Below are 11,115 nucleotides of genomic sequence, written 5' to 3' on the forward strand. Positions count from 1 at the left end.
CGTGGTCTCCGTGCGGCGGCCCCGGGCGCCCCTGGCTTCCGGGGAGCACCCCCGGGCTTCACCGGTGCGTGCAGGCGGCAGCCGCGCGTGCAGGCGGCAGCCGGGCCTTCAGATGCCGGGCGGACCGGCGCCAGCCCTGTGCACGGTGGCGTGGTCTCGGCCGTACCCGGGACGTCAGCCGCAGGTGTCGCCGGGGCCCGTGCTGCCGGGCGCGCGCAGCGGACCGAAGCGGCGGACGGGACCGCCCGGCCCCAGAACCCTGATCACCCGGACCGTGCCCTGGCCGAGGGCCTCGTTCAGCCGGGCCACGAGCCGCGGGGCGAGCAGCCTCAGCTGGGTCGCCCACACCGTCGAGTCGCACTGGACGGTGAGCACGCGCTGGCCCGGATCCTCGTCGAAGCGGAGCGGGACGCAGTGTCTCGCCAGGTCCTCGCCGACGATCTGCGGCCAGCGGCCCATCACTCCGCCGACCGCCGCGGGGGTTTCCCAGCCCCGCTCGGTGATCAGCCGGTTGATCGCCGCGCCCAGTGGCAGGGGATCCCGGCCGTCCGCCCGGGCTCCGGACCGCAGCCCACCCCCCCGCCTGGCCTGGCGCTTCTCCAGTGCGGCCGCGCCCTGGGCCCGAGCCCGCTCCCTCGCCGCGTGCAGTGCCACCCGTGCCAGGTCCACGCCCGAGGGCAGGGGCAGCGGTCCCGAAGGCCCTGACTGCGCTGACGGCGCTGACGGAGCGCCCGTCCCGGACACCCACTCGGTCCCGTTCTCGCTCATGCGCGCCCCACCGCCCCGTCCGCGACCCGGTACCGCGCGCCCGCCAGCACCCCCGGAACGTCCTCGTCCACCGCGGCCGTCACCAGCACCTGCTCACCCGGGGCGACCAGCTCCGCCAGCCGCTCCCGACGACGGGTGTCGAGCTCGGCGAACACGTCGTCGAGCACCAGCACCGGCTCGTTGCCCTCCGCCCGCAGCAGGTCGTACGAGGCCAACCGCAGCGCGAGCGCGTAGGACCAGGACTCGCCGTGGCTGGCATAGCCCTTCGCCGGCATCCCGCCCAGCTTCAGCAGCAGCTCATCGCGGTGCGGCCCGACCAGCGTGACCCCGCGCTCGATCTCCTGCCTGCGGGTCTCGCCCAGCTCGGCCGCGAGCTGCTCGTACCACTCCTCGCGCGACCGGGCGGCACCGCCGCCCGCCGACCCGCGGTACTCGAGGGCGAGCGGGCCTCCGCCCGGGGCCAGCTGCTCGTACGCCTTGTCCGCCAGGGGCTGCAGAGCGGCGATCAGATCCAGCCGGCGGGCCAGCAGCTCCGCCCCTGCCCGGGCGAGGTGCTGGTCCCACACGTCCAGGGTCGACAGGTCCATGGCGCGACCGCCGTGCCGTCGCGCCATCGCGGCCGACTTCAGCAGCGTGTTGCGCTGTCTGAGCACCCGCTCGTAGTCCGACCGCACCCCCGCCATCCGGGGCGAGCGCGCCGTGACCAGGTCGTCCAGGAAGCGCCTGCGCTCGCCCGGATCGCCCTTCACCAGGGCCAGATCCTCCGGGGCGAACAGTACGGTCCTGACGATCCCCACCACGTCACGGGGCCTGACCTGCGAAGACCTGTTGATACGCGCCCGGTTCGACTTCCCCGGATTGAGCTCCAGCTCAATCAGCTGGGACCGCTCGCCCTGGGTGACCGCGGCCCTGATGACCGCCCGCTCCGCCCCCGTACGCACCAGCGGTGCGTCCGAGGAGACCCGGTGGCTGCCGAGCGTCGCGAGATAGCCGACGGCCTCCACCAGATTGGTCTTGCCCTGCCCGTTGGCCCCGGTGAAAGCGGTGACGCCCGGCTCGAGCGCGACCTCGACCCGGGCGTACGAGCGGAAGTCGGCCAGCGACAGATGCGTGACATGCATGGCGACGCCGACCTCCCTACGGCCCACCGCTCCGTGCTCGCTGCCGGCCGGGGGGCCTTTCTCCGCAGTCCGTGGATTACTGGTTGCTCTCGACCGCGTGCCCGCCGAACTGGTTCCGCAGGGCAGCGATCATCTTCATCTGCGGGGAGTCGTCCTGGCGGGACGCGAACCGCGCGAACAGGGACGCGGTGATCGCCGGGAGCGGCACCGCGTGGTCGATCGCGGCTTCCACGGTCCACCGGCCCTCGCCCGAGTCCTGTGCATAGCCGCGGATCTTCTCCAGGTGCTCGTCGTCGTCCAGCGCGTTGACCGCGAGGTCGAGCAGCCAGGAGCGGATGACCGTGCCCTCCTGCCAGGACCGGAAGACCTCGCGCACATCGGTGACGGAGTCGGCCTTCTCCAGCAGCTCCCAGCCCTCGGCGTAGGCCTGCATCATGGCGTACTCGATGCCGTTGTGGACCATCTTCGCGAAGTGGCCGGCACCGACCTTGCCGGCGTGCACCGCGCCGTACTCGCCCGCGGGCTTCAGCGCGTCGAAGACCGGCTGGACCTTGGAGACGTCCTCCTTCGAGCCGCCGTACATGAGCGCATAGCCGTTCTCCAGGCCCCAGACCCCGCCCGAGACACCGCAGTCGACGAACCCGACGCCCTTGATGCCCAGCTCGACGGCGTGCCTCTCGTCGTCCGTCCACCGGGAGTTGCCGCCGTCGACGACCACGTCACCGGGAGCCAGGAGCCCGGCCAGCTCATCGATGGTGGCCTGGGTCGCAGCGCCCGCGGGGACCATCACCCACACCACCCGCGGGCCCTCGAGCCCGCCCACAAGCGCCTCGAGGCTCGGGACGTCGGAGAGGTCCGGGTTGCGGTCGTAACCGATGACGGTGTGGCCTGCGCGGCGTATGCGCTCGCGCATGTTGCCGCCCATCTTGCCGAGGCCGACGAGACCGAGCTCCATCAGAGAGAATCCTTACCGTGCGACGTTTCGTACCCGCGTCCGAGCCTACGCCGGGGCCCGGGCACACACCCGTGGGGTCGGGTGCTCATAAGCGCAGGCCGGACGGGGTCCGAGTGCCGGGTCGGCCCAAGGCCGTCCGGGGTCGTCCGGGATCCGACCGGGCCGGGACTCAGCCGCTGAGGCGCACCGGCATGATCAGGTACTTGTACGCCTCGTCCGCCTCCGCGTCCACGGCGGGCTTCCCACTGAGCAGCGCGGGCTTGGTGGAGGTGGTGAAGGAGAGCTGTGCGACCGGGGCGTCGATGGCACTGAGCCCGTCCAGCAGGAACGTCGGATTGAAGGCGATCGAGATGTCGTCGCCCTCGAGCCTGGCGTCCACCCGCTCCACAGCCTGTGCATCGTCGCTGGAACCCGCTTCCAGGATCAGCACGCCCTGCTCGAAGCTGAGCCTGACCGGAGTGTTCCGCTCGGCGACCAGGGCGACGCGTTTGACGGCCTCGACGAACGGGGTGGTCTCGATCACGGCCACCGACAGGAACTCGGTGGGGAAGAGCGTGCGGTATTTCGGCAGGTCGCCCTCGAGCAGACGGGTGGTCGTCCGCCTGCCCGCACCCTCGAAGCCGATCAGGCCCTCACCGGCGCCGGAGCCGGACAGCGCCAGGGTGACGGTGTCCCCACTGGTCAGCGCCTTCGCCGTGTCGAGCAGGGTCTTGGCGGGCACCAGGGCGACCGCGGAGGTGTCGGGGGCCTCCGGCTTCCACAGGAACTCCCGGACCGCGAAGCGGTAGCGGTCGGTGGAGGCCAGGGTGACGGTGTCGCCCTCGATTTCGATGCGCACACCCGTGAGCACGGGGAGAGTGTCGTCCCGGCCGGCGGCGACGGCGACCTGGGCAGCGGCGGAGGCGAAGACCTCGCCGGGGACGGTGCCGGTCGCGGTGGGCATCTGGGGCAGTGCCGGGTACTCCTCCACGGGGAGGGTGTGCAGCGTGAAGCGGGAGGAACCGCAGACCACGGTCGCCCGCACACCGTCGGTGGAGATCTCCACCGGGCGGTTGGGGAGGGCGCGGCAGATGTCGGCGAGCAGACGGCCGGAGACGAGCACCGTCCCGTCCTCCTCGACCTCCGCCTCGACCGAGACCCTCGCGGAGACCTCGTAGTCGAAGCTGGAGAAGCTGAGCACGCCGTCCTCGGCCTTCAGCAGAAGGCCCGCGAGGACGGGCGCCGGCGGACGTGCCGGGAGGCTCCGGGCCACCCACGCCACCGCCTCCGCGAGTACGTCGCGCTCCACCCGGATCTTCACCGGAACCGCCTCCTGCTGTTGCTCGCTCGCCCTGCCGGCCTTCGTCGGCACGCGGCACCCCGATCGGGGTGGGGGCCGATGCCGGAGAACAGTCTGACGCACGGCGCCGACACTCGGCACGGCTCGGGGTCAAGTCGAGAGGGGAGGCCTCGGAGGCACTGATCCCGAGTTGTGCACAGGCCCTTCTTCGAAACGAGTTCCCCGGTATCTCTAGGTGGGAGTAGTAGTAGGGCCTGTGGAAACCGTGGAAAACCTCGTTTATGCAGGTCAACAGATGAATTTTGTCCACGGGCCCTGTGGGTGGGACCGGTGGACAACCAGGGCTCACTGTGGACACCGGAAAGTTCTGCACACCCCGTACACAGGCCGCGGGGACTTCTCCCCAGCGCCGTCCCCAGCTTTACCCAGGTTGCCCACAGCCCAACCCGACACCTTGATGTGATGCCTTTCACTCGGTTCAGTGAGCTCGGGCGTTTCGTTGCCGAACAGTGGACAGGCGTGTGGAGAAGCTGTGGGCAACTAGGCCGAGCCTGTGGGCAGGGTGGGGACAACGCTGGCCGCGCCCTAGGGAGCGGCCCTGTATCCACAGCCTGTGGATTACGGTTTGCCACAAATCCACATCCAGCTGACCAGGTATGACCATGCTGAAGCCGCCCCTGCTGTGGATGCGATCTGGACAACTCACAAGTCCCCAGGCTGTGGACGGAGGGTGCGTCCCTGATCTGTGGAGAACAGCCTTGCTGCGGCGACTATTCGAACAGCGCAGAGGCACCCCTGAGCCGTGGCGTGATGGAGGTCGGCAGGGCGAGAGCGGGAGGGACGTGAGGCTGGGAGGGGCAAGACGGGCGTGATGGGCGTGAGGACAGTGAGAAGAGAAGAGGAAGAGGAGATGGCGAGGCGGCGCGCCCCCGGGGGCAGGTGCGCAGGCAAGCCGGGAGGCGGCCGTCCCGGAGGTGTCCGCACGATCGCCGTACTCCGACCTGGGCAGTCCGGATGCGCGACCGGCGCCGCTGCACGGCGAGCAGGCTGTGCTGGTCGCCGGCTGGCGGGGTCGGGGCCTGCGCTGTCGATTCAGCCGCGGATCGAGCTGTGCGCGCCGTGCGCAGTCACCCCAGCGTCCCGGGCCCGCCATGTGCGGTGTATGCGGCGCGTACCGACCGGACTCAGCCGTTCTTGATCCGGTTGGTGAGCTCGGTGACCTGGTTGTAGATGGAGCGCCGCTCGGCCATCAGCGCGCGGATCTTGCGGTCCGCGTGCATCACCGTGGTGTGGTCCCGCCCCCCGAACTGCGCACCGATCTTCGGCAGCGACAGATCCGTGAGCTCCCGGCACAGGTACATGGCGATCTGGCGCGCGGTGACCAGGACGCGGCTGCGTGAGGACCCGCAGAGGTCCTCCACCGTCAGCCCGAAGTAGTCCGCGGTGGCTGCCATGATCGCGCTCGCGGTGATCTCCGGGGCGGTGTCCTCCCCGCCCGGGATGAGGTCCTTGAGCACGATCTCGGTGAGTCCCAGGTCCACCGGCTGACGATTCAGGCTCGCGAACGCGGTGACCCTGATGAGCGCGCCCTCCAGCTCGCGGATGTTCCGGGAGATCCGCGACGCGATGAACTCCAGCACCTCCGGGGGCGCGTTGAGCTGCTCCTGCACCGCCTTCTTGCGCAGGATCGCGATGCGCGTCTCCAGTTCCGGCGGCTGCACATCGGTGGTGAGCCCCCACTCGAAGCGGTTCCGCAGCCGGTCCTCCAGGGTCACCAGCTGCTTCGGCGGCCGGTCGGAGGACAGCACGATCTGCTTGTTGGCGTTGTGGAGCGTGTTGAAGGTGTGGAAGAACTCCTCCTGCGTGGACTCCTTGCTCGCGAGGAACTGGATGTCGTCGACCAGCAGGATGTCCACATCGCGGTAGCGCTTGCGGAAGGCGTCGCCCTTGCCGTCGCGGATGGAGTTGATGAACTCGTTGGTGAACTCCTCCGAGCTCACGTATCGCACCCGGGTGCCGGGGTAGAGACTGCGCGCGTAGTGCCCGATGGCATGCAGCAGATGCGTCTTGCCGAGTCCTGACTCCCCGTAGATGAAGAGCGGGTTGTAGGCCTTGGCGGGGGCCTCGGCCACGGCGACCGCGGCCGCGTGGGCGAAGCGGTTGGACGCGCCGATGACGAAGGTGTCGAAGAGGTACTTGGGGTTCAGCCTGGCGTGCGGCTCCCCTGGGCCCGGAGCCGGGGCGGGCTGTGCGCCGAGGGGCCCGGGGGCGCCGCCGGGCCGTCCCGGCTCCGGGCCCAGGGGAGCTCCGGGCCCAGGGGAGCCGTGCCGTGTGGTCCCGGGATCCGGGGCGCCCGGACGGTCGGGGCGCTGGTGGTCGTACTGTCCGTGGTCGGGCAGGGGCGAGCGGTAGTCGTGCTGCGGCTGCCGGGGGCGGGTCGTGGCGTAGGGGTCGCGCTCCTGGAACCCGCCGAGCCGCGTCTGCTGCCAGGACAGGTCCTCCTGGGCGCGCGGCCAGGCGCCGGGCTCGGGGCGCTGCTGCTGGTACCCGGGGTAGGCGGGGCGGACGCTCGGCAGCCCGTCGTCTCCTCCGGACCGATGGCCGTACCCGTCATAGGTGTCACCATGGCGCGGCTCGTCGTGCTGCGCACCCGGGTAGCGGGGAGGCTGCTGCACGGGCGGTGCCGGCGCGGTGGCGGGCTCGGGAGAGGAGTCGTCCACGGTGATGGCGATCCGGATCGGGCGGCCGCACTCACGGCTGAGGGCGTCGCTGATCAGCGGTGCCAGCCGCCCCTCGAGAACGCGCTTGCCCCATTCGTTGGGAACGGCGAGGAGTGCCGTGTCGGCTACCAGTGCCAGTGGCTGGCAGCGCTCGACCCACTGCTTGTCCTTGGGCTCGATGCCCTGCTGGCCTTCTCCGAGGAGTTGTTCCAGCACGCGTGGCCACACTGCGGCAAGATCGGCAGGTACGTCAGCCACAAGGCACGCTCTCTCACAGGTCCCACGAGTGTGTGGTTCTCGGGACGGGTCGGTCAGGCCCGGCAGGCGGGTGGGGAAGGAACTCAGGCAACTCAGGCAACTCAAGCGACTCGGGCGACTCGGGCGACTCGGAGAACTGAAGGAACGCAGAGAGCTCGGAGAACTCGAGTCCAGTCACGGTAGTCAGGGCGGCCGGTGCGGTTCAAGTCGTTGTCCACAGCCTGTGTACAGTCGGTGCCGCAGTGACCCTGGTTTGACTGGATGGCGTAGCCGCGCGTACCGTGACCAGGTCGAGTTGTCGATGGCTGCTGCCGCCTGCCTCCGATGGGCAAAGATCACTATCAGTGGACCACGATCGGTGATCGTGAAGCGGTGCACTCGGGCGTATTGCGAGCTACTCGTGGGCGCACGGTGACAGCCAGGCGATGCCCCGCCACCCACACATCATTTCTGGAGTCCCCGAGTGAGCAAGCGCACCTTCCAGCCGAACAACCGTCGTCGCGCGAAGACCCACGGCTTCAGGCTGCGGATGCGTACCCGTGCCGGCCGCGCGATTCTCGCGTCCCGCCGCACCAAGGGTCGCGCCCGTCTGTCCGCCTGATCTGCAGCACAGGTCATGACGTGCTGCCTACCGACAATCGGCTGAGGCGGCGCGAGGACTTCGCGACCGCGGTACGCCGGGGACGCCGGGCCGGACGCCCGCTTCTCGTCGTCCATCTACGCAGCGGTTCAACGGACCCGCACGCGTCTGGGGAGAGCGCTCCCCCGACACGTGCGGGTTTCGTCGTGAGCAAGGCGGTGGGTGGTGCGGTCGTGCGGAACCAGGTGAAGCGGCGGCTTCGCCACCTGATACGCGAACGACTGTCCGAGCTCCCCCCCGGTAGCCTGGTGGTCGTACGGGCGCTGCCCGGAGCGGGCGACGCCGACCATGCACATCTGGCCCGAGACCTGGACGCCGCTCTCCAGCGGCTGCAGGGAAGGGGCGCGCGATGAAGTATCCGCTGCTGGCTCTGATCAAGCTGTACCAGTGGACGATCAGCCCTCTGCTGGGACCCGTCTGCCGGTACTACCCGTCGTGCTCCCACTACGGGTACACCGCGATCGACCGGCACGGTGCTGTGAAAGGTACGGCGCTGACTGCCTGGCGCATCCTGCGGTGCAACCCGTGGTCGCCCGGCGGTGTGGACCACGTCCCTCCCCGTAAACGACCACGTTGGCACGAGCTGCTGCGCGACCATCTGCGCGGTGGCAAGGGCGGGCACCCCCCTGAGACCAGCCCGGCCGCAGAGACCTCGCCCCATGCTCAAGGAGCCTGATTAGTGGACACGATTGCCAGTCTCTTCAGCTTTATCACCACACCCGTCTCCTGGATCATCGTCCAGTTCCACAAGCTGTACGGTGCGCTCTTCGGGCCGGACACGGGCTGGGCATGGGGACTGTCCATCGTCTCCCTGGTGGTGGTCATCCGTATCTGTCTGATCCCGCTCTTCGTGAAGCAGATCAAGTCGATGCGGAACATGCAGGCGCTCCAGCCCAAAATGAAGGCGATCCAGGAGCGCTACAAGAACGACCGCCAGCGTCAGTCCGAAGAGATGATGAAGCTGTACAAGGACACGGGCACCAACCCGCTGTCCTCGTGCCTTCCGATCCTGGCGCAGTCGCCGTTCTTCTTCGCGCTCTACCATGTGCTGAGCAAGATCGCCTCGGGTGACACGATCGGTGTCCTCAACCAGCAGCTGGTGGACAGCGCGCGTGAGGCACGCATCTTCGGAGCTCCGATCGCGGCCACGTTCATGGACGCCGACAAGGCCGCGGCGCTGGGCGCCTCCGTGACCGATGTCCGCGTCGTCACCGCGGTCATGATCATCCTGATGTCGGCGTCGCAGTTCTTCACGCAGCGCCAGCTGATGCAGAAGAACGTCGACCTCACGGTCAAGACGCCGTACATGCAGCAGCAGAAGATGCTGATGTACATCTTCCCGCTCATCTTCGCCGTGACGGGCATCCACTTCCCCGTCGGTGTTCTGGTCTACTGGCTGACCACCAATGTGTGGACCATGGGCCAGCAGATGTACGTGATCAACCAGAACCCCACCCCTGGCTCCAAGGCGCAGGACAGCTATCTGCAGCGGCTGCTGAAAAGCGTCACGGCTCACAGTGAGGTGCGCGGGCGCCGCAGGCGGATGGTGGTCCAGGCCATCGTCGCCAAGGGAACCGACCGCAACGAGAACGAGCGCCGGTTTGTCGCAGGGCTGGCCAAGGCGGGCTTCGCCGCGCAGGCGGACGGCTCCGTGATCAAGAGCGACACGGTCGCGGTGGACGCCGACGGCGGTTCCGCGGGGCGCCGGCAGCAGCCCAAGCGCCAGAGCAAGGCCCAGCGCCAGTCGGGCGGCGCTCATCAGACCGGTGCGGTCAAGCCTTCGCTGGAGAAGGAGGCCGCGCCGAAGGACAGTGTCCCCAAGCCGGCGGGGAGCACATCCCCCGCTTCTCCCCGTCAAGCCAAGTCCGGACAACGCAAGGGCTCGCAGCGGCCCAAGCACCCCTCGTCCAAGAAGTAAGAAGGAGTCCATCCGTGACGGAAGGCACCACCTCCGCCGCCGAGGGTGGCGACACCCTGACCCGCCTGGAGCAGGAGGGCGAGATCGCCGCTGACTACCTCGAGGGTCTGCTCGACATCGCCGATCTCGACGGCGACCTCGACATGGATGTCGAAGCGGACCGGGCCTCGGTATCGATCATCAGTGACACGGGCAGCCGTGACCTGCAGAAGCTCGTGGGCCGCGAGGGCGAGGTGCTGGAGGCTCTCCAGGAGCTGACCCGGCTCGCCGTCCACCGCGAGACCGGGGACCGCAGCCGGCTGATGCTGGACATCGCGGGCTATCGAGCCACGAAGCGGGCCGAGCTCGCGGAGCTCGGGGCCAAGGCGGCTGCCGAGGTCAAGAGCACGGGCGGGCCCGTGAAGCTGAAGCCCATGACCCCGTTCGAGCGGAAGGTCGTTCACGACGCGGTCGCGGCCGCCGGCCTGCGCAGTGAGTCCGAGGGCGAGGAGCCGGGGCGCTTCGTCGTCGTTCTTCCTGCCTGATCGCACAGCAGCCATCGGCCCCGTCTGTTCGCAGGCGGGGCCGAGTTTTGTCAGCCTGATACATCGGCACCACAGCGCGGTGCGGTACGGAAGGACGGTTCCGGTGACGGAGGCAGCAGAGCTCCCCCAGGCGCCAGAAGAGGCGCGGACGGTGTTCGGTGAGTTCTTTCCCGAGGCGGTCAGGTATGCGGAGTTGCTTGCGGATGTGGGAGTCAAGCGCGGGCTGATCGGCCCCCGTGAGGTTCCGCGGCTGTGGGAGCGGCATGTGCTGAACTGCGCCGTGCTCTCCGAGGTGGTTCCGCAGGGGGTCACGGTGTGCGACGTGGGCTCAGGCGCGGGACTGCCGGGCATTCCGCTGTCCCTCGTCCGGCCCGATCTCAAGATCACTCTGCTGGAGCCGCTGCTGCGTCGTACGAACTTTCTTCAGGAAGTCGTAGAGCTGCTGGGCCTGGACCATGTCGTGGTGGTGCGCGGGCGGGCCGAGGAAGTGCTCGGCAAGCTACCGGCCGTGCATGTGGTCACCGCGCGAGCCGTCGCACCACTGGATCGGCTTGCCGGATGGGGAGTGCCGCTGCTCCGGCCCTATGGGGAAATGCTTGCTCTCAAAGGCGACACCGCCCAGGAGGAGCTCGACGGGGCCCGGGCGGCACTCAGCAAGCTCGGTGTCGTGGAGACCACGGTGCTCCAGGTCGGAGAGGGAGTGGTCGACCCCATGTCCACGGTGGTCCGTGTGGAGGTCGGGGAGAGCCCAGGCGGGGTGCGGTTCGCCGCGAAAAGAGCCAAGGCCGCCCGCGCTCGCCGTCGCCGCTAGGGCCTGTTCCAGGTTCGGATCATAGGTTTGGGGATTCGCCGGTGCCGGGCGGCCTGGTTCTGGTAGTTGTCGAGGATGGCGCGTGGTGATCTCTCGGATGGCGAGTGGGGGTTGGTCGAGC

Annotated in this window: 11 protein-coding genes; 6 read left to right on the top strand and 5 right to left on the bottom strand. The window is 69.2% G+C overall.

Annotation, left to right across the window (positions count from 1 at the left end; all coding sequences use genetic code 11):
• Positions 1-174: 174 nt before the first annotated feature.
• The 5 genes from SCWH03_RS13780 to dnaA form a co-directional block, all read right to left on the bottom strand.
• On the bottom strand, positions 175-768 hold the full coding sequence (locus SCWH03_RS13780) for a DciA family protein (RefSeq protein WP_173264487.1): 594 nt from the start codon (positions 766-768) through the stop codon (positions 175-177).
• Entirely contained in the window at positions 765-1,889 is a 1,125-nt protein-coding gene (gene recF, locus SCWH03_RS13785) for a DNA replication/repair protein RecF (protein WP_173264488.1), read from the bottom strand. Before recF ends, SCWH03_RS13780 begins: the two co-directional genes overlap by 4 nt.
• A gap of 76 nt (positions 1,890-1,965) precedes the next feature.
• Positions 1,966-2,844, bottom strand: a complete 879-nt coding sequence (gnd, locus tag SCWH03_RS13790; protein ID WP_173264489.1) for a phosphogluconate dehydrogenase (NAD(+)-dependent, decarboxylating) — start codon at positions 2,842-2,844, stop codon at positions 1,966-1,968.
• A gap of 169 nt (positions 2,845-3,013) precedes the next feature.
• Entirely contained in the window at positions 3,014-4,144 is a 1,131-nt protein-coding gene (gene dnaN / locus SCWH03_RS13795; protein WP_173264531.1) for a DNA polymerase III subunit beta, read from the bottom strand.
• Between the two features lie 1,163 nt (positions 4,145-5,307).
• Positions 5,308-7,101: a chromosomal replication initiator protein DnaA gene (dnaA, locus tag SCWH03_RS13800; protein WP_173264490.1), complete on the bottom strand. Its 1,794-nt coding sequence runs from the start codon at positions 7,099-7,101 to the stop codon at positions 5,308-5,310.
• Between the two features lie 463 nt (positions 7,102-7,564).
• Between dnaA and rpmH the strand changes: the two genes are divergently transcribed.
• From rpmH to rsmG, 6 genes are all read left to right on the top strand, one after another.
• Positions 7,565-7,702, top strand: a complete 138-nt coding sequence (rpmH, locus tag SCWH03_RS13805) for a 50S ribosomal protein L34 (protein ID WP_008746848.1) — start codon at positions 7,565-7,567, stop codon at positions 7,700-7,702.
• A 20-nt stretch (positions 7,703-7,722) separates the two neighbouring features.
• Positions 7,723-8,094: a ribonuclease P protein component gene (gene rnpA / locus SCWH03_RS13810; RefSeq protein WP_173264491.1), complete on the top strand. Its 372-nt coding sequence runs from the start codon at positions 7,723-7,725 to the stop codon at positions 8,092-8,094.
• Positions 8,091-8,417 carry a membrane protein insertion efficiency factor YidD gene (yidD, locus tag SCWH03_RS13815; protein ID WP_173264492.1) on the top strand — a complete coding sequence of 109 codons (327 nt, stop codon included), beginning with the start codon at positions 8,091-8,093 and terminating at the stop codon, positions 8,415-8,417. The genes rnpA and yidD overlap by 4 nt, the downstream gene beginning before the upstream one ends.
• Before the next feature lie 3 nt (positions 8,418-8,420).
• Positions 8,421-9,659, top strand: a complete 1,239-nt coding sequence (gene yidC / locus SCWH03_RS13820) for a membrane protein insertase YidC (RefSeq protein WP_173264493.1) — start codon at positions 8,421-8,423, stop codon at positions 9,657-9,659.
• 14 nt (positions 9,660-9,673) lie between these two features.
• The gene (locus tag SCWH03_RS13825; protein ID WP_173264494.1) at positions 9,674-10,183 is read left to right on the top strand and encodes a Jag family protein; all 510 of its coding nucleotides are present in this window, start codon (positions 9,674-9,676) and stop codon (positions 10,181-10,183) included.
• A gap of 103 nt (positions 10,184-10,286) precedes the next feature.
• Positions 10,287-10,994 (top strand): 16S rRNA (guanine(527)-N(7))-methyltransferase RsmG, encoded by a 708-nt coding sequence (gene rsmG / locus SCWH03_RS13830; RefSeq protein WP_173264495.1) that lies wholly within the window; start codon positions 10,287-10,289, stop codon positions 10,992-10,994.
• Positions 10,995-11,115: the final 121 nt, after the last annotated feature.

Origin of the sequence: Streptomyces pacificus, assembly GCF_011766325.1 — a bacterium.
Classification (GTDB): Bacteria; Actinomycetota; Actinomycetes; order Streptomycetales; family Streptomycetaceae; genus Streptomyces; species Streptomyces pacificus.